The organism is Paenibacillus hamazuiensis (assembly GCF_023276405.1).
In the GTDB taxonomy this organism is placed as follows: domain Bacteria; phylum Bacillota; class Bacilli; order Paenibacillales; family NBRC-103111; genus Paenibacillus_AF; species Paenibacillus_AF hamazuiensis.
On the sequence record NZ_JALRMO010000001.1, the window covers coordinates 8,098,979 to 8,122,155 of the forward strand.

Below are 23,177 nucleotides of genomic sequence, written 5' to 3' on the forward strand. Positions count from 1 at the left end.
CAGCGAGATTGGGACTTAAAGCCCCTGCGACCTAGTACGGCAGCAGCACACTCAGGACTGAAGCTTGCGGTATTCGTTCGGCGAGATGCCGACTGTTTTTTTAAATACCTTGCTGAAATATTTCTCGTCGTCATATCCGACCAGCTCCGCGATTTGCGAAATGCGGTAGGACGGATTGAGCAGCAAAAGCTTGGCCCGATCCATCCGGATGGACGTGATATAATCGCTGATGTTGACGTGAAACTCCTGCTTGAATTTGCGCGATATGTACTCCCGGCTAAGGTAAAAATGACCGGCGATGTCTTGAAGCGTAATATCCTGATGATAATGGTTTTGGATATACTTTGCAATCTCGTAAATGACGTGGTTTTCCTTGTGTTGCCGCTCCAAAAGCCGCCTCGAAAGCTGGATCAGAGCGCTCTCAAGCTGCTGCTGCCATGTGCCGATCGATAGCCTCCCTTCTTCGTCCAGCGGGACATTGAAAGGCATATCGTACGACGAGAACGGAGCCGGCGTTGAGCCGTCCTCGGGAAACAGCTCCTGCAGCCACCGGGTTTGCAGCACCGTATATTCGTGCCACCACAGCTGCAGCTGCTCCAGCGTAATCGCCTCCTGCTCCCGCACGGCCCGGATCCATTCGCGCACCGCGATGCGGATTTGCTCCTCGCTGCCGCTGCGGATGGCGAACCGGAAGCTTTCCTCGAAGCTGCTGAAGTGCGGCATTTTCGGGCGAACCGGCGGCGCCGGCGCAAACAGGTGAAGCCGCGTGTCCCGCACGAGCAGGTTGCGCTGCAGCAGCGCTTCCTTCGCTTCCCGATAGGCGGCGGGAACCCCTTTCGGAAACGGCTGTCTGAGACTGATGCCGAAATCGAGCCGGGATTTCAGCGTTTTCACGATGCCGTTGTCGATACTGCGGATTTGCTCTTCCACACCGTCCAGATGACGCCACCAGATAAGGATGATTTCATCCTCGTCGTTCCAATGGCGAAAGGCGGTCCCGTTCCCCGATCCGTGCAAAAATTCGTTGCAAATATTGATCAGGCTGAAAATAAGCAGGTCCTGGCTCGATGCGAACTTGCTCTTCAAGCTTTCGCTCATCGCCAGCAGGCTGAGTATAGCCAGGCGGCACTCGGAGGCGCCGCGGCCGATTCCGAATTCGCGGTGTAGCGCCTCCGCCGCGCTCTCGTAGCTATGCGGCTCGGTGATGAGACCCGACCAGATTTTGTCCCAATACACCGGGCGGATCTGGTTCATTTCGATGTTGCGCTGCCGCTGTTCGCAGCGCTGCTCTTCCTCCTGGCGCCAGCTGGCCAGCGCCTTCTCCACCGCTTCGTGCAGCTGGTCCCGGTCGATCGGTTTCAAAATATAATCGGTGCCGCCGTATTTGACCGTGTGGCGGACAAGCTCGAAATCGTCGTGCCCGCTGATGACGATCGTCTTGCTGTGCGGCGCATAGTCCCGCAGCCATTCGAGCAGCTCCATCCCGCTTTTCAGCGGCATCATCATATCGGTAAAAATAAGCTCCGGCTTTTCCTCTTCAATTCGCTTCATCGCGTCCATCCCGTCCTGCGCTTCAAGCACCGTGTCGATCCCAAAATGCTTCCAGTCAACCAGAAGCTTGATCGCATCGCGGACATGTTTTTCATCGTCAATAATGATCGCCTTCATAATTACTGCATATCCTCCTCGCGGGAAAGCGGAATGGCCAGCGTCACCTTAAGCCCGGACGGTTCCCTTCGTTCCAGTTCAATCCGGGATTGTCCTTCATAATAAAGAGCGAGCCTGGATTTGACATTCACGAGCCCGATGCTGCCGGAGACCGCTTCCCCGGGGTATTCGTCCCGCATCAGACGGTTTTGCAAATCCTCCAGCTGCTCCGGCTCCATGCCCCGGCCATTATCCTCCACCGTGATCTGTAAAAAAGCTTCATCCGCAAATGAGCTTGCGATCTTCAGCTCCCCGGTTTTCTCGCGCGGATCAAAGCCGTGCTTGAAGTAATTTTCCACGAGCGGCTGAAGAATCATCTTCGGCACTTCTGTGGACAGCGTCTGCGGATCGATGTCGAAGGTGACGCTCAGCTCGTTTTCGAACCGCTGCATTTGCAGCTGCAAATACGACTTCACGTGGTCGATCTCGAATTTGAGCGGGACGAGCGTTTCGTTCGTATTCATGCTGTAGCGCATCATTTTGGCGAGCGAGGACAGCAAGGAATAAATTTTCGGCGCATCGTGCTGCAGCGCGAGCGTGCCGATCGACTGCAAGGAATTGTACAAAAAATGCGGGTTGATCTGGGCTTGCAGCGCTTTGAGCTGATTCGTCTTGTTGGCGATGTCGAGCTTGTATTCGCGCATGATCAAATTGTTGATCGTCTGCATCATCTGCCGGAACCGTCTGGCCAAAATGCCGATCTCGTCGTTTGAAGTCACCTTAATGTCGACCTGCATATTGCCGGACTGAATTTGGCTGATGTAGCGAAGCAAATTTTTAATCGGCTGCGTAAAACGGAACGAAATATACAGCGTTGCGCCGATGACGAGCCCAAGGAAGATGACAAACACCGTCGAGTTGAGCTGGGTTACTTCGCGGGCGTTATGGTACAGTACCTCGTTCGGTATGCTTTTTACGAGCACCCAGTCCATATATGGAGTTTGCATCCTTTCAAATATATGGACGCCTTGGAACTCCGGTTTGTTCCATTCGAACGTGCCGTTGGATTCGGTCATTTCGAGCAGATAAGGCACCCACATTTTTGGCAGCGGCTTCCCCCAGACGCTGGGGTCAGGTCCATAGATGACGCGGCCGCTGCGGTCCAATATGTACAGCTCCTCCTGATTCCGGTCGTACAGCTGCTCGCAAATCGAGCGGATCACCTCGATATTGATGTCGATGGACAAAGTCCCCAGCTCCCGCTGGGTCACTACATTAAAAATAGATCGGTGCATAGACACGACAACGCTCGGGGGAACATAAAAACTGCTCCCGACTCCGTACGAATGGCTGATATGGGTAGGCTCGAGAGACACGCCGCCCTTGTGTACGTTCGGGATAAAGGCCGGGTCGGGCGGCGCGTTTCTTCCGGGCTGTCCGTGCACAAACAGATGTGAACGGCCCGCAGCCGCAATGTACAAATAGATTTGGTGAATATCGCGCACGCTATTGGATATCGACTGCAGCGCGCGGTAAACTTCATTTTTTACCATAAAATCGTCGCTGCCGCCGGTTTCCAAAATGCTGTACAAGTCCTGATCCTTGTATACGGCGAGCGACGTTTGCTCGATGATGTTCAGGTAGGTGACAATGTTCGTTTTTCCTTGGTAAATCAGGTTCGAATTGCTGCGGATCGTTTCCTGGGAAACGTTTTGCTTGGTGAAATAATACGTGATGACAATGGAGGATACGATCGGCAGGATCGTTGCGCCCAGCAAAAACAAGATCAGCTTGCCCCTGATGCTGTTTCGGATCAAACCTGTCCCTCCTTTTGCCGTCAGTCACGTTTACGCCATTCATTGTACCAATCCACATCAATAAATTCCACCTGATGCGTCACGAGAATAGGTGTTGCTGTGGGGACCGCGGTTTTATACTAACGGTATGCTGCTATACCTGACATAAGGGGGACTTTCCCATGCGTTCGAAAAATAAGCTGACGGGCTGGCTCCATCAATGGGTGTTCGTCGGACCGGCCGTTTTGTTTTTTACCATCATTGTAATCATTCCGTTTCTGATGAGCATCTACTACTCGTTTACGGAGTGGAACGGAGTGACGTCCGACGTCAAATGGATCGGGCTGGACAACATCAAGTACATTTTGCTGAATGATGAAGATTTTCATAAATCGTTCTGGTTTACAACCAAGTTTACCGTCGTCAAAGTTATCATGGCGAACCTGGTCGGTTTTTTGCTCGCGCTGCTGCTGACTCAGGCGCTCAAGACGCGCAACGTGCTGCGGACGGTGTTTTTTATGCCCAACGTCATCGGCGGCCTCCTGCTTGGCTTTATTTGGCAGTTTATTTTCGTCAAAGGCTTTGCCACGCTGGGGGAAGTTACGCATCTGCCGTTTTTTCAATGGCCTTGGCTCGGCGATGCGCCGACGGCGTTCTGGGGCTTGATCATCGTTGCCGTTTGGCAGACGTCGGGTTATTTGATGGTCATCTACATCTCGGCTTTGGCCAACGTGCCGAAGGAATTGCAGGAGGCTGCCTATATCGACGGAGCAACCCGATTCCAGACGCTGCGCAAGATCACGATTCCGATGATCATGCCGGCGGTGACCGTCTGTCTGTTTTTGACCATATCGTGGGCGTTCAAAATGTACGACCTGAACGTGTCGCTGACCAAAGGCGGGCCGTTTAACTCGACGCAATCGGTCGCCCTCAACATCTATGAGGAAGCGTTCCGCAACAACCGTTACGGCCTCGGTACGGCCAAGGCGCTGATCTTCTTTATCGTCGTGGCGATCATCAGTCTGGTTCAGGTTCGCATTACGAAGTCCAAGGAGGTGGAAGTGTAGTGGAAGCAAGAAGCCGTTACACGGGGCGAGTCCTCGGGCTGGAGATTTTAGGCATCCTGCTCGGCCTGCTGTTTATCGTTCCGTTTTATTTCGTCATCGCCAACTCGCTGAAAACGTTCGCGGAAATTTTGATCAATGCGGCAGGTTTGCCGAAGTCGCTTAATTTTTCGAACTACGTGCGGGTTTGGGATATTATGAAGTTTCCGAAGGCGTTTCTGAATTCGCTGCTGATTACAGTATTCAGCAACCTCGGTCTTGTGGTGATCAGCTCGATGGCCGCTTACCGGCTTGTGCGTACGCCCACCAAGATCAATAATATGATCTTCTTTGCCTTTGTCGCGGCGATGGTCATACCGTTCCAATCGATCATGATTCCGCTTGTGAAAGTGGCAAGCGATGTCGGGCTCATGGACAGCATCCCCGGGCTGGTGATCTGCTACTTCGGCTTCGGCGTTTCGATGACCGTATTCCTGTACCACGGCTTTATCAAATCGATTCCGATGGAGATCGAAGAATCGGCCACGGTGGACGGCTGCTCACCGTACGGTGTTTTCTGGCGCATTATTTTCCCGCTGCTGAAGCCGATGACCGTGACGATCATTTTGCTGAACAGCCTGTGGATCTGGAACGACTTTCTGCTGCCGTCGCTTGTCCTGAACAGTCCCGACCTGCGCACGATTCCGCTCGCTACGTTTTCCTTCTTCGGGCAGTATACGAAGCAGTGGGACCTCGCGCTTGCCGCGCTTGTGCTGGGCGTACTGCCGATCATCATCTTCTTCCTGTTCATGCAGCGGCATATCATCGAAGGCATTACGGCAGGTTCGGTCAAAGGATAATGTACGGGTTTTGGGAAAACCTAAAAAGGCGCTTCTACTGCGCCTTTTTAGGTTTTTTGTCGTTATTTGGCGACTAAACAAACTTTAATGTATGAAATGTTGACAAACTAACTTATTTTCCGTTAGGATGAAATTAGCAAAAAACACCACCACACAATCATCGTGAAAAAGCGATGCGCACCCACTCGATCGATAAGGAGATGGATAAGACGATGAAGTACGATGTAGCCATTATCGGCGCCGGTCCCGCCGGTGCAAGCGCCGCGCTGTTTACCGCGAAAGCCGGCAAGAAGACGCTGGTCATCGACAGCGATCAAAGCATCACGAAGCGGGCATGGATTGAAAATCATTACGGCGTAGCCGAAATTTCCGGCCCCGATCTCGTCGAGCTCGGCAAGAAGCAAGCGGGCAAATTCGGCGCCGAGTTTGTGACGGGCAAAGTGACTTCGGTGACGAAGTCGGACGACGGCTTTACGGTGGCCACCGAGGGCGGCAGCTATTCGGCCGGGCACGTGATTTTGGCAACGGGTCTGTTCGCCGATCTGGCGGAAGCGTCCGGCATCGCCACCAAACCGGGCACCGAGCCGCGGGTTAAAACGATAGTCGATGTCGATGCCGCCGGCAAAACGAACATCCCCGGCATCTGGGCCGCCGGTGCGGCCGCAGGCGTGAGCTTACATACGATCATCACCGCCGGCGACGGCGCTAAGGTCGCGATCAACGTGATCAGCGAGATCAATGGCGAACGTTATGTTGATCATGATGTGCTGAAGTCTTAATAAGCTTTTGAATAGGCCTAATATGGTCTAAATGAGGTGCTCTCCATGGGGGGCATCTTTTTTGTGCGGATATTTGGGGGGAATTGGGGTACTATTTCGTTATGCGTTGGCAGTAGAAATCATGTGCAGTACGACGGGCGGCTGCGGCTCATGCGATATGGGGTGTAACGGTTGCAGGTGAGCTTATGGGGGCGAAATGGGTGGTTTCAGAACAGTAACGGTTGCCAGAGAGGTTATTTGTGAACTTTCCTCGTTTTAAGGGAGGCAAGATGAGAAATAAGCTCTGACACAACCGTTACAATGTAAAAATGACGTTTTTGAGCCAAATAAGCTCTGCAGCAACCGTTAGCCTGCCAGTATATATGACTTACAGGCGATTCCGTTGGAGTATGCTAATATTCTCGCAAATCATCTTGCACTTTCAAACATATGCGAAGATTAAAATTCCAGATTCAGATGAAGTTATTAGAGAGTTTAAAGTGGGGGACTACAGGACGTTGCGAAACTGGAAATTTTTTATTTTTATTTTAGGAATCATCGCATTGATGAGAAGTCCATTTGCCTTTGCCGAGCAACAGTTGCTGCAATTTATCATTTCACCTCATAAGCTGCTTATTAATAACAAACAGCTCGAAGGCGCTTCACTTCTTAACTATGGCGGAGATATCTATGTGCCCTTGAGATACATTACGGAGCAATTGGGCGGAAGCGTCGGATTTGACAGCAAAACCGGTACGATCTCCGTTGCTTCGATAAAGTGAGGCCAATTAAAGATGCGGCTTATCCAAATGTCTCCATTGCAGGGTTACAGTTGTCCAAAAAGGATGCTGTCACCGTTGTACAGGGGAAGCTTCTTATAGATAATGACCCTACAGTTGAAAAATATAATCAAGTAGGAATCTATATGACTCTTAGTTTTTTTGATCAAGACAATAAACTGATTGGCGAGGCCAGCAAATATACCGATAATATAGATAAGGGGTAAATTAAGGACTTTGAACTCCAACTATTACGAGATGTCACCAATTACGCTGATGTTAGTCTGAAAGTACATTATTTGGGTCCTCATTTAGTTAGAGGAGCAGATCAGCCTCGCCCAACTTTGTCCGTCGGCAATCAAACCTTCCCTTTGGTGGACGCTTCCCATTGCTGGACTGTTGGTTGTGCTGACGCAGCGCCTGCAAATATTCTGGTTAAGGACCTGACACCGGTCGTGGTTAAACCCGGAGATCAGATTGTGATAGATTACAACTACGAACCGGAACCGACTATAAAATTTTACGAATACTGGGATGAGCGTCAGAACAGAGCCTACGAAGATATTCAAAACAATACCATTAGAGTACCTGACCAGAAAGGGAAATACGTGTACTTATTGAAGGGGGTCTGGCAATATAAGCCTGGTACAACATTGGCGGAGACGGGGCATGCATTTGTTATTGAAGTGAGATAAAAAAGCGCTACGACCGACCTTCAAAAACGAAGGTCTTTTCTTGTTTTGTCGTAAAAGTAAAGCGTGGCCCGCCCAAACTTGCGTCAGCAAGCAGGGCGGGGCATTCGCGAGCACGAGGCAGATAGTCCCTCCATACAGCATTGCGCCATAGTAAAGCGTGTCTGGCATAGGAATTTTTGTCCGCAGGCAAAAATTCCATGCCAGACAGACGCGAATTAGAAGCAAGCAGCCACGCAAACCGGGCGGGTCCAGGGCGCCCGAGCGCCTTAAGGGCTTTGCGGAGCAAAACCTGCTTCGGAAGCCTGGGGTCCCCCCGATGGGGGGAGTTAGGGGGGAGATATTCCCATCAATAAACTGCACCTTTTCCATCAATATAGTACGTGTTCGGAAACGGAGGTATTTTTTACAATAAAATTGAGAAAAGTAAAAAAAGCTTCGTCCACACAAGACAAATTAGGGAGGTTATTCAATTGAAAAAGAAGCTTGGCATAATTGGCTTGTCCCTTGTGCTGACGACGTCCATTGTGGCGGGCTGTGCAAAGAAAGAACAGACGCCGGCTGCAGGGGGCAATACGGCCGCCGGAGGCAAAAACATTACCCTGAAGATGTTCCAGTTTAAAGTGGAGATCGCGGAGCCGCTGGCAAAGCTGGCAGCCGAATACGAAAAAGCGAACCCGGGCGTTAAAATCCAAATCGATACGGTAGGCGGCGGCTCCGATTACGGCGCGGCGCTGATGGCAAAATTCAATTCCGGGGACAAACCGGATCTGTTTAACAACGGCGGGTTCTCCGACCTGGACAAATGGATCGAGCATCTGGAGGATTTGTCCGACCAGCCTTGGGTCAAAGACCTCGTTGACGTGGCCAAAGAGCCGATGACCAAAAACGGCAAGCTGTACGGCCAACCGCTCAACCTCGAAGGCTACGGTTTCCTGTACAATAAAGATCTGTTCGCGCAGGCGGGCATTACCGAGCTGCCGAAAACGATCACCCAGCTTGAAGACGCAGCGAAAAAACTCCAGGCCAAAGGCATCACGCCTTTCGAAAACGGCTACGGAGAATGGTGGGTGCTCGGCAACCATTTCGCCAATCTGCCGTTTGCTTACCAGCAGGATCCTAATGCCTTCATCGACAGCCTGAACAAAGGGACCGGCAAAATTCCGGGCAACCCGGTATTCGACCAATGGATCCGGCTGTTCGATCTGCAGCTCGCATACGGCAACAAAAACCCGCTGCAAACCGACTATAAAACGCAAGTCACCGACTTCGCCACCGGCAAAGCGGCAATGACGCAGCAGGGCAACTGGACCCAGCTTCAGCTGACGCAAACGAATCCGAACCTGAAGGTAGGCTTCCTGCCGATGCCGATCAGCGACGATCCGGCGGCGAACGACAAGCTTTTCGTTGGGGTGCCGAACAACTGGGTTATTAACAAAAACTCTCCGAACAAGGAAGAAGCGAAAAAGTTCCTGAACTGGCTTGTCACTTCCGATGTCGGCAAAAAATATATCACGAACGAATTCAAGTTCATCCCGGCGTTCAAAACGATCACCGGCGACGAAAGTGTGCTCGGACCTTTGGCCGGCGATATTATGAGATACAGCAAGGACGGCAAAACACTTAGCTGGAACTGGTTCAAGTTCCCGGGCGGCGAAGCGACGAGCAAGAAGTTCGCGGCATCCATGCAAGCCTATATTGCCAAGCAAATGAACAAGGATCAACTGCTTGCCGATATGCAGAAAACATGGGACAGCCTGAAAACAACGAAATAACGCCAATGTAAGCAGAAAAATCCCTGAGGCACCGACGAAGTGCCCGGGGATTTTTGTCATTCAGGAAATGATGCGCAGCTCATTTGTGGATAAACCGGGGGCTCCCCACAAAAGTACCAGGAACAAGCTGCAAAGGGAAAGGTTCACTTCACTTTTGGGGATTTGGTTCCGTGAGGTTAGATGGTTGTCCGATCAGTTGCGGGTGTCCCCTGCCGGAGGATGGAGCGAGCGTCCTTTGAGAGGGCGAATGTACTTGATAATTCCCCACACGATGCCGGCGGCAAGCACAATCAGCAGAACAATTATTCCGTAATGATGGATGACGGCGCCAACCTCCTGGATGTGGCTGCCGACCATCCGTCCCGTCATAAAAAAGATACCCGTCCAAATAAGTCCGGTCGTATAGGAATATAACGCATATTTGCCGAACGGCATGCGGTTAGAGCCGACGATATAAGGTAAAACATGGCGCACGATCGGGAAAAAGTAGCTGAGAAACAGCGCAAAGGGTCCGTATTTTTGGATCAATTTTTCCGATACGGCCATATATTTGCCCATTTTCTTTTTCCGCCGAATTCGGTCCAATACCGGGGTGCCGACATACCGCCCTAGCACATACCCGATGGATAGTCCCGAGACGACGCCCAAATACGTTACCGCGAAAGCCGGTATCGGCTGCAGCAGCCCGTGGGCCGCCACCGCCCCGCCGGTCATGACGATCACCTCGTCCGGAATCGGGGTGCCGACGATGCCGAGCCACAATGCGAAAAATAAGGCCGGATAACCGAACGTTTGGATCATCTGCAGCAGAGCATCGTAAGTCATCGGCTGCTCCTTTCCTTTTTCCGGCATACATAAACGAAGGCGGGCGGCACATTTCCCATGACAAAATGAATATCCTCAATATGAAAATGACGCGCCAGCTGCTTTTTCATTTGCAAAGAGTATTGAAACGCCACAAACAAACCGCCGGGCTTCAAAGTCTTCACGACCTGTCCTATGATCGCATCGCGGATTTCCTGGGGAAAATTGGCGAACGGCAAACCGCTGATCACGCAATCGAGCTGCTCTACCCCTTTGCTGCGGATAGCGGTATCCAGTTGAACGGCATCCGGGAAGCAGTAATATTCCGGATATTCACCGGCAAGCCTGCTTCTCAGGACGGGTTCCTTTTCGAACAAAAAGACCTTTGTGTCCGGATATCCGGCTTCATGAATGAATTTCGTAACGGCTCCCGTGCCGGCTCCCAGCTCGGCGACATGACGCACCTTATCCCAAGGGACGGAGGACACCATCTTTTTTGCCAGCGCCTTCGAGCTCGGAGTGACGCTTCCTATTTGTTTCGGAAAACGGATGAACTTATATAAAAATAAACATTTCTGCCATGTTGAAGCCGTCATATTCATTGGAACGCGATTCCCCCTTTATTTTCATGTATTTATCATAGCCAAAATTTCTGCATCTAACATGATGGAAACCTGAAGAAATCCTTAACAATATATTAATTCTTGAAAAAACGGGCAACCTACTTCACAGCGGCAGCGGAAACGACGGGAGGGGGCTAACGATTTTGTACGAAAGCATTATTATCGGCGGAGGCATAGCCGGGCTGCAAGCGGCGATACTGCTGGGCCGGATGCAGCACAAGGTGCTGGTTATCGACGCCGGAGTCGGAAGGTCTACATTATGCAAAAGCTACCACAACGTGCTTGGATGGCCCAATGGCATCTCCGGCAAAGAGCTTAGAGAAACCGGACAGCTTCAAGCGAAAAAGTTCGGTGTGGAATTCGTCAGAGGCCAGGCAACGGGCGTGATGAAGTCAGGCGAAGCTTTTAAGATTGCCGTCTCGCCCGTGCTTCAGATGTCCGAGACGAAGGTGGCCGAAGCGGCATTGGTAGGGGCAGCCGGAAGCGGCGCAGGGACGGCAAGGGCCGGCGGTCCGCCCGAGCAAACAAGTTACGAAGCACAGACGCTGCTTGTGGCAACCGGCGTAATGGACCGTTTTCCCGAGCTGCCCGGGCTTGTGGAATGTTTGGGCTTGTCCGTTTACGTTTGTCCGGATTGCGACGGTTTTGAAGTGAAAGATCGTCGCACCGTCATTATGGGCGCCGGCAATACAGGGGCGAATATGGCGCTCACTTTACACTATTTTACTCAGGATATCATATATGTTAATCACGAGCAAAAGCCTGTAGACCCACCGCTGCTGGAGCAGCTTCGGCAAAAAGGCATCGATTACCGCGAGGAAGCCATCGAAAAGGTATTAACGTCCCCGGATAAGGAAGGCGAGTTTCTGGGAGTAAAACTTACCGGCGGATGCGAAATCCGGGGCGAACGCGGCTTCATCGCCTTCGGCGGCAACGAAGTGCGCTCCTCGGTCGTAGACGGACTTGGCGTAGAGCGGCTGGAGAACAAACATATCGCCACCGATCCGCGCACGAAGATGACCAGCGTGCCCCGGGTATGGGCGGCGGGCGACGTCGGCGTACACGCCGAGCAGTTGACGATCGCCATGGGCGAAGGCTCCCAAGCCGCCATATGGATGCATAAGGAGCTGCTCAAGATCAGGCAGTCCTCCGGTTCGTCGAAGTAATCGAGGTAAATGAAAAACGACGCCGAACCTTTGCCGGTTCGGCGTCTTGTTTTTGCTGAACTTCGTTTGCAAGGTGAAGCGGGTCCGAGGCAAGCGGTTCAATGATGTCAGGTTAACGCTTTCGATGGATCGTGGTCCTAAAATAAGTAGCTAATTAAAAATAGAGGAACGCAGGTTCGTTATTCTCAGGAAAATCGTTGCATTGGAAAAATAGAGGAACTGAGATGCGCTAAATCGGTGGAAAATGGCTTGAGGAGTGAGGAAACAGTCTAATAGGTCACCTGAGTTCCGCTAATTTTGAAAAATAACCGAAATTGACTGATTTAAAGCACACTAGTTCCGCTATGGTCCCGTTTAACCATCGATCGACTGGCTGCTCATATCATTTAACCCGACAAGCATTGGGCCCCCGGCACACGCGCAAAAAGTGAAGCGTGTCCGGCAAAGGTTTTGCGTCAGCAAAACCATGGCGGAAAACCGTGGGCCTGAGGCACTCAGTCGCACCCCCGGCACCGCGCAAAAAGTAAAGCGTGTCCGGCAAAGGTTTTGCGCCAGCAAAACCATGGCGGAAAACCGCGGGCCCGAGGCACTCAGTCGCACCCCCGGCACCGCGCAAAAAGTGAAGCGTGTCCGGCATAGGATTTTGCGCCAGCAAAACCTTGGCGGACAATCGCGGGCCTGAGGCACGCGTTCACACCTCCGGTCTCCGCTCAAAAGTACAGCGTGTCCGGCATCGGATTTTTTAGCGTAAGCAAAAAATCCATGCCGGACAAACGCGAACTAGAAGCGAGCACTCCCTCCAGCAGGCGGGTCCAGGGCGCCCGAGCGCCTGGGGTCCCCCCTTTGGGGGGATTTAGGGGGGAGCCGTCGCGAACTAGCAGCGAGCATTCACTCCTTAAGAGCGGGTCCAGGGCGCAAGCGCCTGGAGTCCCCCTGCCAGGGGGATTTGATGGGAAAATAACGTTTAGCTCGAGGTCACTTCGAAGAGAAAATGGATTGAAATGAGGTCAAAAGCCGAAAAAAGGCAATAGGATGCCCGGTCCCCATAATGAATATTTTTTAAAAGAGCCTAACTGGTTGAGGGAAGTTCGTCTACTTTTTGTATCGAGTAACCTAATTTTTGTAGCCTACGAATCATTAGCTCTTCCTTGGAAATGCTTCGTCGTTTCTCTAAATAGTCCGCACCAAGTTCTTTGTACGGTTCGTTCTTCAATAGGATGTGGTACGCAATGACTAGAATCTTATGGGCGATCGCAATGACAGCCTTGTTTTTCCCGCGCCGACTTGTAATGGACCAGAACTTTGCACCTAAGTAGGATTTCGTGTTGCTGGCGGCCCAGGCTGCTTCTGTGAGAGCAGACTTAAGAATTTTATCGCCTTTGGTTATGGTAGTACTTTTTTTTTACCGGCACTCTCATTATTGCCCGGACTAAGCCCTGCCCAAGAAGATAGGTGCATCTCCGTGGGAAATACAGACATATCCGTTCCCAGTTCAGCCAAGATGATCTTGGCGGTATGCTCGCCAACACCAGGAATACTATCCAATAGCTCTAATTGCCGCTGATACGGTGCGAAGTATACTTCCATGTCGGCCTCTAACTCAGCGATGGATTGTTCGAGAAATTCGAGATGTTTGAGCGATCTAGCGATCATGGAACGATGGTGTTTGGTGACGCGACCATTGAGAGCAGAAACGAGTTGCGGAATCTTGGAGCGCAGAGAGGCTTTGGCAAGATCGGCGATTTGCGCGGGTTCAATAACTTCGCCATTCACAAGAGCTTGAAGCATGAGACGGCCGGAAACGCCAAAAACATCGCTCATAAAGGTGGAGAGCTTAATGTTAGCCATCTCGAGAACCTTCAAGATGCGGTTTCTTTCGGCGGTAGCGTGCCCAACGAGTTTTTTGCGGTATCTCGTCAAATCTCGCAATTCGCGGATTTCCACAGGAGGCACAAAGCTGCCGCGGATTAAATCGCACCGATGAAGTTCTGCGATCCATTGGGCATCTTTCATATCGGTTTTACGGCCTTTGATGGCTTTAATATGGGCAGCGTTGGCCAGAGTGATGGTGCAAGAAGCTTCAAGTACATTGTAAACAGGTTGCCAGAAGATGCCGGTGCTTTCCATGGCGATCTCTGTGCATCCTTCTTCAGTGAGCCAGTCGGCTAGTTCGAGCAGGCCGGAGAGTACCGTAGAAAACTCCCGAATCACTTTCGTCGGCTTTTGATGAAGAGGGCCTTTTAACAAGCAAACAACAACGTTGGCCTGATGAACATCGAGGCCGGCGCAGCAAGTACGAATCGCATCCAAATAGATCATCCTTTCTACACAGGCTACCAACACCCTCCCAGACCGAAATTTGATGGGTGTGCTCGTGGCGACAAAGATTTGTTCTCAGGGTGTGGTAAGTCAGTTTAGGGGGCGAGGTCGTACACTCAAAATCCCGGCGACTTACCTGCACTGTGTAGTAAAAAGAATTCACGGTTTAAACAGAGTTTAAACCGTGAACCGCTCGAACATTTTCATATCTTATTGTGACGCTCTGTCATCTTGTTTAGGGGGTGGCTCCCTTGATTTAGGGGGTGCCCGGGGGAGCTCACCATTTTTCCAGCTTATAAATAAATGTCTTGAGCGACTCTTCCCCGTTCACGAAAATCCGCCGCAGCTTATACGGATTTTCCGTGCTGCGGGTTTTGCCCTGCTCAATCGTGAAAGCGTAGCGGAATCCGTACTCTTTGAGCAGACGCAGCGTCGTCGCATTGTACCGCCCGTACGGGTAGCAAAATATATCGGCTGTGGTGCCGAGCTGTTCCTCGATTTGCTTCTTCGCTTCCCCGATTTCATAGGCCTGCTGCTCCGGCTTCAATTGGTCGAGACGCGGATGCGTCATTCCGTGAGGCTGGATGTCCCAGCCGGCTTCGTGCATTTCCTTGATTTTGTCCCAGGACAGAAAGTAGCCGTCATCCGTCGTTCCCGGCGAAACGAACAGCGTGGCGTGAAAGCCAAGCTCTTTGAGCAGCGGCAGCGCGTGCTCGTAATTGTCCGCGTAGCCGTCGTCGAAGGTGAGCAGCACCGGCTTCTCCGGGGGATCTTCTTTGCGAGAAATGATATCGGTAAATTGCTTCATCGTCAGCGTCGTATAGCCTTTGTCAGCCAAATAATGCATTTGTTCGGCAAACTTTTCGGGCGTGATGACCGCGATATTGCCGGGATCGTAAGTGATGCTGTGGTAATTCAGCACGGGAATGGAGACCGGAGGAGGCTTGTCGTCTTGGGCCAAAGCGGGAGCGGCCGCAATAACGAAACAAAAGCAGGAGAGAGCAAGGAGAACGGCAAGAGGAAGCCGAAGCAGGCGCAGAATCATAAGCTCTTTCACTCCCTAGAGAAAGTATTCTATGATTCTAATCTATGCGGGGAATCTTATTTTAGAAGCCGGGCGAGAAACGTCCGCCGCCGGAGCGGCACGTTCCGCAATAACCCCGGACCGGGTTATTGCGGTTCCAGCCTTTGCATAAGCTGCCTCAGCTTAGCTTCCGTATCCGATCCGGACGAAGGCGTGTAGATGCTTAATCGCAGATCCGCCGCGCCGTGTGCTTGCAGAGAGGTGAGGTCGAACAGCATTTTGCCTCCCTTTGCGTGGCGAAACTCGATGGAGACTTCCGGGGCAGAGCTGACGTCATTGCGGTTCCAAAATTCGCGAAACTCCGGGTAGGCGCCGCTCAATTTTTCGATAAATTCATTATACCACGGGTCGGCGACATATTGACCGTAATAGGAACGAAACATGGCGAGAAAACCTCGCACAAAGTCGCTCCAATTGACGGCCAGCGCCTTCAGTTCCTTGCGGGCGAAAAGCAGCCGGATCATGTTGCGCTCTTCGGGAGCGATTCGCTCAAAATCCATAAATACGGCGGAGGCTGCGGAGTTCCAGCCGACGATGTGGCATTTGCGGTCCGACACGATCGTCGGGCAATATTTCAGCTCGCCCAGGATGCGCTCCAGCGCGGGAGTAACGGCCGTCGGCTTGTCCTGAGCGACAGGCGGAGCCGGCTGCTCCAGCGCAAGCATGAACAAATATTGCCGCTCGTCTTCGCCGAGCTGAAGCGCCCACGCAATGCGGTCCAGCACCTGCACGGACGCCTTGATGTCCCGCCCCTGTTCGAGCCACGTGTACCACGTCGTGCTGACTCCGGCGAGCTGGGCGACCTCCTCGCGGCGCAGTCCGGGCGTTCGGCGGCGGGTGCCGGGAATCAGCCCGACCCCTCCCGGTTGAAGCTTGGCCCGGTGGGCTTTGAGAAACTCGGATAACGCCTGCAAACGAACCGTGTCGTTCATGAGATCCCTCTTTCGAAATATGGCATTACTGGTGATGCTATCATGTATTATACCAGGATAAACTCTAACTTGTAATAGGATAATGAATGTGCCATCCTAGTAGTGATCCTGTTTCATATAACAAGGAGGAGATTTTATTATGCAGCATCAATTTCCGCGTGTAGTTATAACGGGCATGGGAGTCATCACGCCGATCGGCAATCGTGTGGCGGCGTTTTGGGAAGGGCTTGTCCGGGGGCGCTCCGGCATTGCCGCGATACCCGGCTCCGATTTCGATGAATATAAAACGAGAATTGCCGGGGTCGTCCGCGATTTTGATCCGGAAGCGGAGTTTGGCAAAAAGGAAGCGCGCCGAATGGACCGCTACACCCAGTTCGCCGTAGCGGCCGCCAAAGAAGCGCTGGAGGATGCGGGGCTTGAGGCGGGAGGAGCGGATCCCGAACGCGTCGGGGTTTACATCGGCTCCGGCATCGGCGGCATTCATACGCTGCTGGAAAATTACCGCACGCTGCTCAACCGGGGACACGGCCGCGTCAGCCCGACGGTCGTGCCGATGATGATCGCCAATATGGCGGCGGCACAGGTCAGCATGATTTACGGGTTTACCGGTCCGACGCTCGCACCGGTGACCGCCTGCGCCACCGGCAATAACGCGATCGGCGAAGCGTTCAAGCTGATCCAGCGCGGCGCGGCTGACGTTGTGGTGGCCGGCGGCGCGGAAGCGACGATCACCGACCTTGCCATGGCGGGCTTCGGAAACGCGACCGCGATGTCGACGCGAAACGACGAGCCGCAGCGGGCAAGCCGACCGTTCGATGCGGAGCGCGACGGCTTTGTCTCTTCGGAAGGAGCGGGCATCGTCGTGCTCGAGTCGCTGGAGCACGCAAAGCGCCGGGGGGCCCGCATTCATGCGGAAATTATCGGGTACGGCGCATCGTCCGACGCATACCATATGGTCGCGACCGATCCGGAAGGGATGGGGGCGTATCGGGCGATGAGGGAAGCGGTCAGGGATGCCGGAATCCGTCCCGAGGACATCGATACGATCAACGCTCACGCCACAAGCACGCAGCAGGGAGACCGCTCGGAGACGCTCGCGATCAAGAAGCTGCTCGGCCAGCGCGCTTATGAGGTGCCGGTCAGCGCGAACAAATCGATGCTCGGCCATATGCTCGGAGCCGCCGGCGGAGTGGAAGCGGTCGCTCTCATCAAGACGCTGCAGGAAGGCGTCATTCCGCCGACGATCAACCTGGAGCATCCCGATCCGGAATGCAATCTGGACTATGTGCCGAACGAGGCAAGGTCCGCGAAGCTTGAGATCGGCTTGTCGAATTCGTTCGGCTTTGGCGGGCACAATGCGGTGCTTATTTTTAAAAGGTGGGGCGAATAAAAGGGGATATTTACAGCTTAGGGTACGATAAGGCCGGGTTCCTTCACGGCCGGCTGCGGCGCCGGCGCTTGCCTGATGTTGAAGCGGCTGCCGCCGCTTCTTGGATCCAAGCGTCCGGGGCGGCAGACATGCCGGGCTTGCTTGCTGCAGCCGGCTTGCCGGCGGTTTCCGTTTTGGCTGCCGCCGTCTCCGCCGCGAATCCCTCCACCACGTGCGCATATTCCGCCACCGCCTGCTCGCCGAGCGGACTAAGCCGATAAACCCCGCGTTCCACACGCTGAAACCAGCGGTAATAATTTTTTTGCAGCAGTCCCGCCGCTTTCGCATTTCCCGTCAGCTCTTTGAGCTGTCTTGGGCTCATCGGACCGTGCCGCTTCAGCAGAGAGGCGCAGTGCAGCGCCTTTTCCCGGTACGACGTGACTAGCTTGCGCCTTGTGCTTCCGCCCACGTTGTAATCGGCTGTCCGCTCCTTAAACTCCTGCACGACAAGCCGGGCTGCCCGTTTGTTCGGGCGGGGCATATACGCTTCCGGATGGCAGACGATCTCCACCTTCGGCTTGCGCGTTTTATAAAACTGCACCGTCATCACCCCGAGTCCGAGCATCCGGCATAGCTTGCGGATATCGGTCCAGGTTGCGCCATGCGGCGCTTTTCCTTTGCTGGGCAGCTCGAAGGCGACGTACACGTTCGGGCTGAGCCGCAGCCTGTCGATGGCCTGCAGCAGCAAGGGGATGTTGAAGCTTTTTTTCAGCTCGATCACCACCGGCTCCTCCTCTCCCCGAATGGCGACGACATCGCAATGATGAACCTCCCCGCGCACATCGTACCCAAGTGCTTCCCAATATGCTTTAACCGGCGCATACAGCTCCGTTTCGCTTCGAATGGCCATGTAATGTGTCTTCCTTCCGAAAAATATGCGTAAACTTGCGATGGGAACGTTTTTTCTAGTGCCATTATAGCATAAGTTTGTTACGATATTGGGAGATAGAAGGGAGAGTCGGTCAACCATGTCCACTATAGAAAAATGGCTCGAAAGCCGCTTCGCATGCGGCTGCGGGCAAGAACACGCCGTACCGATCCGGCGCATCGTTATCGAGCCGGGCGCGCTGGACGCGATACCCGGGTACTTGCGGGAAAACCGCTACAATCGCGTGCTGCTGGTAGCGGACGAACATACGATGGAAGCGGCCGGACGCCGGCTGCTCGAGAAGCTGGCGGAGCCGCAGCCCGCAGGCGGAGGCATCTCCGCGAAGGTTTGCCTGCTGACGCCGGATGAGCAGGGCGACGTCGCCGCAAACGAAGAGGCGATCGTGCAAGTGCTGCTGGCGCTCGGCGACGACATCGGCGCCGTGCTGGCCGTCGGCTCCGGCACGATCCACGACATCGTGCGCTTTGCGTGCGACAAGACGAAACGCGCCTTTATTTCCGTACCGACGGCGCCTTCCGTCGACGGCTTCACTTCGGTCGGCGCGCCGCTGATCCTGCGCGGCTTCAAGCAGACGATCCCGGCGATCGCCCCGGAGGCGATGTTCGCCGACGTGAAGATCATGGCGAAGGCACCGCAGCCTTTGATTGCCGCCGGCTTCGGCGACATGCTCGGCAAGTTTACATCGCTTGCCGACTGGGAGCTCGGGCGCGAGCTGTTTGACGAAAGCTACTGCGAAACTGCCGCAGAGCTGACGCGGCAAGGGCTTCAGCTGTGCCTCGATCACCTGGACGACATTGCCCGCGGCAGCGAGCTCGGCGTCCGCAAGCTGATGGAGGGCCTCACGTTGTCCGGCTTCTCCATGCTGATGGTCGGCCACTCGCGGCCGGCTTCGGGGGCGGAGCATCATTTGTCGCATTATTGGGAGATGACCTACCTGCGTGAAAAACGCCGCGCCCTGCTGCACGGCGCCAAAGTCGGCGTCGCCGCCGTGCTGATGGCGGAGCGCTACGCCCGGCTGGCCGCGATGAGCCGCGACGAAGCGCTGGAGCGGCTGCGGACGAAGCCGCAGCCGGACCGCGCTCACGACGAGCGGCTCATCCGCGCCGCTTACGGCGCGATCGCCCCGCAGGTAATCGCGGAGAACTTCCCCGCCGCGGCGGGGGCCGCAGCACCGACGGACGACGGCAGCTTCGCCCAGCGGCTCGCCGAGCGCTGGGACGCTGTAATGGCCATCGCCGGGCGCGTTCCGTCGCCCGAGCGCATGGCCGCTTGGCTCACGCAGGCGGGCGGCCATGCCCGCCCCGAGGAGCTGGGCATCGCCCCCGACCTGCTGGCGGAAAGCCTGGAGAACGCGATTTTCGTCCGCAACCGGTTTACGGTGCTGCGGCTGATGCGCCATATATAGGAAGAAATCGGATTTGCTTTGCCGATATACGGCACCTCCAAGCCTTGGGAGGTGCTTTTTTATATGTGCGGCGGAGGCTGCAAGATTTTTTTTAAAACCCATTTTCGAAAATTTCGGGCAAGTTACGGAGGGAAAAGGCATAGGTATATAATACACTTCTTTATCGGGCGATGGACCGAACCTATGACGAAGAGGTCCGTAAGCTCTCTGTCATTAAGTTATGTCACTTAAGCGGACACACGGGGTTAGCTTGAGAGCAAAGCGTTCTTATATGCGAGCGTTGTTTCGGCAGCTTAAGGGTAAATCTCAAAGGAACTCAAGCGGATCGAACCCTTACAACACCGGTTTTTTGCCGGGGAAGGATCCGGACGTCTTAACGTGCCGGCTTTACCGCGTAAAAACCCGGCTATCCTTACGATGCCGGCTTTCTCTCCTAGAAAGCCCTCAGGAGGTCAAGACTATGGATATTTTCAGGAAAATTTCGGAGCACCGTGCGGAAAATGAGAGGTTGGCGTGGACGGGAACGTTCGCGGAGTATATCGAAAAAATCAGGCAAAATCCGGGCCTGTCGATGACGGCGCACTCACGGGTTTATCAAATGATCGCCTCGGCAGGCATCGAGGAAGAGAACGGCAAGCGTACCTACAAGTTTTTCGAGGAAGAAATTTTCGGCCTCGACCGGGCGATCGAAAAACTTGTGGAAGAATACTTCCACTCGGCGGCGCGGCGGCTCGACGTGCGCAAACGGATACTGCTGCTGATGGGGCCGGTCAGCGGCGGCAAATCGACGATCGTGACGATGCTCAAGCGCGGCCTCGAGCGTTTTTCCCGAACGGAAGAAGGGGCGGTATACGCGATCAAAGGGTGTCCGATGCACGAGGAGCCGCTTCATCTCATTCCGCAGGAGCTGCGCGCCGACGTCGAGAAGGAGCTTGGCGTCAAAATCGAAGGGAATTTGTGCCCATCCTGCCAAATGCGGCTCAAAACCGAATTCGCCGGGCGGATCGAGGACGTTCTTGTCGAACGGGTGCTGATTTCTGAAGATAACCGGGTCGGCATCGGGACATTCAGCCCGTCCGATCCCAAATCCCAGGACATTGCCGATTTGACGGGCAGCATCGATTTTTCCACGATCACCGAATACGGCTCCGAATCGGACCCTCGCGCTTACCGGTTTGACGGCGAGCTGAACAAGGCGAACCGGGGGCTGATGGAGTTCCAGGAGATGCTCAAGTGCGACGAGAAGTTTCTGTGGAACCTGCTCTCGCTGACGCAGGAGGGCAACTTCAAGGCAGGTCGGTTCGCGCTTATCAGCGCCGATGAGCTGATCATCGCGCATACGAACGAATCCGAGTACAAGTCGTTCATCTCCAACAAGAAAAACGAAGCGCTCCAGTCCCGGATGATCGTCATGCCGATCCCTTACAATTTGAAGGTGTCGGAAGAGGAGAAAATCTACGCCAAGCTGATCAAGCAAAGCGACATGTCGCACATTCACATCGCCCCGCACAGCCTGCGGGCTGCGGCAATTTTCTCGATTTTGTCCCGCCTTAAGGAAACGAAAAAGCAGGGCATGGATCTCGTGAAAAAGATGCGCATGTACGACGGCCAGGAGGTCGAAGGCTACAAGGAAGCCGATCTGAAGGAGATGCAAAACGAATACGTCGAGGAAGGCATGTCGGGGATCGATCCGCGTTACGTCATCAACCGGATATCCAGCGCGCTGATTCGCCAGGACCTGCAGTGCATCAACGCACTCGACGTGCTGCGGGCGCTCAAGGACGGTCTCGACCAGCACGCTTCGATCACGAAGGAGGAACGCGAACGTTACCTCAATTTCATTTCTGTCGCCCGCAAGGAATACGACGAGCTCGCGAAGAAAGAAATTCAGAAGGCGTTCGTCTACTCGTTCGAGGAATCCGCCAAGACGCTGTTCGATAACTATCTGGATAATATCGAAGCCTATTGCAATTGGCAAAAAATCCGCGACCCGCTCACCGGCGAGGAGATGGATCCGGATGAGCGGCTCATGCGTTCGATCGAGGAGCAGATCGGCATTTCCGAGAACGCGAAAAAAGCGTTCCGCGAAGAAATTTTGATCCGCATGTCCTCGTATTCCCGGAAAAACAAAAAATTCGAGTATTCCAGCCACGAACGTTTACGCGAAGCGATCGAGAAGAAGCTGTTCGCCGATTTGAAGGACATCGTCAAAATTACGACGTCCACCAAAACGCCGGATGAGCGCCAGTTGAAGCGGATCAACGAAGTGACCGAACGGCTCATCGACGAACATGGCTACTGCCCGGTTTGCGCGAACGAGCTGCTCCGCTACGTAGGCAGCCTGCTCAACCGCTGACCTTCCTGTTTCCCCCGTTTGCCCCGGTCTGTGCAAAAGGCCGGTGCGGGCGGGGGATTTCCGTGTCTGCGTTCATAATCGGAACTGTTGCTGGGAAAACTACCCTTGCCCGAAACAACAACATAAGAGAGGTGTAGTCCCATGTCGTACCGATGCTATCATTGTGAGAAGGCGACGCAGTCCGCCCACAGCATTACCGTCTATGGGAAAAGCGGCGTCGAAGAGCGGTTTGAGGTTCTTTGCAGCCCGTGTTATACCGAATGGCTTTTGTCGTTGAAAGGGTAATGAAGGGGAGCGCTCCCCTTCATTTTTACTGTGACGGTAAAGAGACAGATGAATCCATTTGTCACGGGCGGGGGTTCCCCCTTCGGCCGCTCTTGAAATCGTGCGATATTTTAATTGAAAATAGCAGATGTAATCACACGATTTCAAAGGCGGCACGTAAACTCTCCGGGGGATACCCCTCGGCCCTGTCATGGGATTCATCCGTCTCGGATTTCCGTCCACCCAATGAAGGGGGAATCCTCCCCTTCATTGGGTAGAGTATATATAAAAAACCTTCCAGCTTGTTTACTCGGAAGGTTTTTTAAACCGTGAGTCTCGTAACGGACACCACGGACCTTATTTGTACAAAAATGGGCATTCTTCAAGTTTAACGGACCCAGGCGCTCTTATTTCGCTACAATCGGCTCAAATCCACGTCATATGGATAAAATAACGTCCCTGGTGTCCGATACGGTTTCAATGTGCGCAAAAAGCGGTAAATAACGTCCAGTCAGTCCGTTAGCTTAGGGTCGTTAGGTGGAAGTTACAGTAAAGC

At 53.7% G+C, this 23,177-nt stretch carries 18 protein-coding genes; 10 read left to right on the top strand and 8 right to left on the bottom strand.

The annotated features are described in order from the left end of the window. Positions 1-51: 51 nt before the first annotated feature. Complete coding sequence (locus MYS68_RS35840) at positions 52-1,668, bottom strand: response regulator (protein ID WP_248930315.1); 1,617 nt, start codon at positions 1,666-1,668, stop codon at positions 52-54. Positions 1,669-1,670: 2 nt separating this feature from the next. Next, on the bottom strand, positions 1,671-3,464 hold the full coding sequence (locus MYS68_RS35845; RefSeq protein ID WP_248930316.1) for a cache domain-containing sensor histidine kinase: 1,794 nt from the start codon (positions 3,462-3,464) through the stop codon (positions 1,671-1,673). A 161-nt stretch (positions 3,465-3,625) separates the two neighbouring features. On the opposite strand from MYS68_RS35845, the gene MYS68_RS35850 reads away from it, so the two are divergent. The 6 genes from MYS68_RS35850 (at position 3,626) to MYS68_RS35875 (ending at position 9,350) form a co-directional block, all read left to right on the top strand. Beyond that, complete coding sequence (locus tag MYS68_RS35850) at positions 3,626-4,510, top strand: carbohydrate ABC transporter permease (RefSeq protein WP_248930317.1); 885 nt, start codon at positions 3,626-3,628, stop codon at positions 4,508-4,510. Further along, a complete protein-coding gene (locus MYS68_RS35855; protein WP_248930318.1) occupies positions 4,510-5,346 on the top strand; it encodes a carbohydrate ABC transporter permease in 837 nt (278 codons plus the stop codon). The genes MYS68_RS35850 and MYS68_RS35855 overlap by 1 nt, the downstream gene beginning before the upstream one ends. A 173-nt stretch (positions 5,347-5,519) precedes the next feature. Continuing rightward, on the top strand, positions 5,520-6,125 hold the full coding sequence (locus MYS68_RS35860; RefSeq protein WP_275983629.1) for an NAD(P)/FAD-dependent oxidoreductase: 606 nt from the start codon (positions 5,520-5,522) through the stop codon (positions 6,123-6,125). A 497-nt stretch (positions 6,126-6,622) separates the two neighbouring features. Next, the gene (locus tag MYS68_RS35865; protein WP_248930320.1) at positions 6,623-6,886 is read left to right on the top strand and encodes a stalk domain-containing protein; all 264 of its coding nucleotides are present in this window, start codon (positions 6,623-6,625) and stop codon (positions 6,884-6,886) included. Positions 6,887-6,936: 50 nt separating this feature from the next. Further along, positions 6,937-7,110 carry a hypothetical protein gene (locus MYS68_RS35870; RefSeq protein ID WP_248930321.1) on the top strand — a complete coding sequence of 58 codons (174 nt, stop codon included), beginning with the start codon at positions 6,937-6,939 and terminating at the stop codon, positions 7,108-7,110. Between the two features lie 938 nt (positions 7,111-8,048). Next, positions 8,049-9,350, top strand: coding sequence for an ABC transporter substrate-binding protein (locus MYS68_RS35875; RefSeq protein WP_248930322.1), 1,302 nt, complete (start codon positions 8,049-8,051; stop codon positions 9,348-9,350). A 192-nt stretch (positions 9,351-9,542) separates the two neighbouring features. Here the strand turns inward: MYS68_RS35875 and MYS68_RS35880 are convergent, their stop codons facing one another. Both MYS68_RS35880 and MYS68_RS35885 read right to left on the bottom strand, forming a co-directional pair. Beyond that, entirely contained in the window at positions 9,543-10,175 is a 633-nt protein-coding gene (locus MYS68_RS35880) for a DedA family protein (RefSeq protein WP_248930323.1), read from the bottom strand. Further along, on the bottom strand, positions 10,172-10,756 hold the full coding sequence (locus tag MYS68_RS35885; protein WP_248930324.1) for a class I SAM-dependent methyltransferase: 585 nt from the start codon (positions 10,754-10,756) through the stop codon (positions 10,172-10,174). Before MYS68_RS35885 ends, MYS68_RS35880 begins: the two co-directional genes overlap by 4 nt. Before the next feature lie 164 nt (positions 10,757-10,920). On the opposite strand from MYS68_RS35885, the gene MYS68_RS35890 reads away from it, so the two are divergent. Beyond that, complete coding sequence (locus MYS68_RS35890; protein ID WP_248930325.1) at positions 10,921-11,943, top strand: NAD(P)/FAD-dependent oxidoreductase; 1,023 nt, start codon at positions 10,921-10,923, stop codon at positions 11,941-11,943. Between the two features lie 1,383 nt (positions 11,944-13,326). Here MYS68_RS35890 and MYS68_RS35895 read toward each other — a convergent pair. From MYS68_RS35895 to MYS68_RS35905, 3 genes are all read right to left on the bottom strand, one after another. Further along, positions 13,327-14,253: an IS110 family RNA-guided transposase gene (locus MYS68_RS35895; protein ID WP_248925012.1), complete on the bottom strand. Its 927-nt coding sequence runs from the start codon at positions 14,251-14,253 to the stop codon at positions 13,327-13,329. A gap of 286 nt (positions 14,254-14,539) precedes the next feature. Then, on the bottom strand, positions 14,540-15,307 hold the full coding sequence (locus MYS68_RS35900; protein WP_248930326.1) for a polysaccharide deacetylase family protein: 768 nt from the start codon (positions 15,305-15,307) through the stop codon (positions 14,540-14,542). Between the two features lie 125 nt (positions 15,308-15,432). Further along, a complete protein-coding gene (locus MYS68_RS35905) occupies positions 15,433-16,278 on the bottom strand; it encodes a helix-turn-helix transcriptional regulator (RefSeq protein ID WP_248930327.1) in 846 nt (281 codons plus the stop codon). A 139-nt stretch (positions 16,279-16,417) separates the two neighbouring features. On the opposite strand from MYS68_RS35905, the gene fabF reads away from it, so the two are divergent. After that, the gene (gene fabF / locus MYS68_RS35910; protein ID WP_248930328.1) at positions 16,418-17,668 is read left to right on the top strand and encodes a beta-ketoacyl-ACP synthase II; all 1,251 of its coding nucleotides are present in this window, start codon (positions 16,418-16,420) and stop codon (positions 17,666-17,668) included. 43 nt (positions 17,669-17,711) lie between these two features. Here fabF and MYS68_RS35915 read toward each other — a convergent pair whose 3' ends face one another. Next, positions 17,712-18,557: a DUF2161 domain-containing phosphodiesterase gene (locus tag MYS68_RS35915; RefSeq protein WP_248930329.1), complete on the bottom strand. Its 846-nt coding sequence runs from the start codon at positions 18,555-18,557 to the stop codon at positions 17,712-17,714. A gap of 118 nt (positions 18,558-18,675) precedes the next feature. Between MYS68_RS35915 and MYS68_RS35920 the strand changes: the two genes are divergently transcribed. Together MYS68_RS35920 and MYS68_RS35925 are read left to right on the top strand one after the other, a co-directional pair. Continuing rightward, positions 18,676-20,001, top strand: a complete 1,326-nt coding sequence (locus MYS68_RS35920; RefSeq protein WP_248930330.1) for a sn-glycerol-1-phosphate dehydrogenase — start codon at positions 18,676-18,678, stop codon at positions 19,999-20,001. Between the two features lie 460 nt (positions 20,002-20,461). Next, a complete protein-coding gene (locus MYS68_RS35925) occupies positions 20,462-22,357 on the top strand; it encodes a PrkA family serine protein kinase (protein ID WP_248930331.1) in 1,896 nt (631 codons plus the stop codon). Positions 22,358-23,177 lie beyond the last annotated feature (820 nt).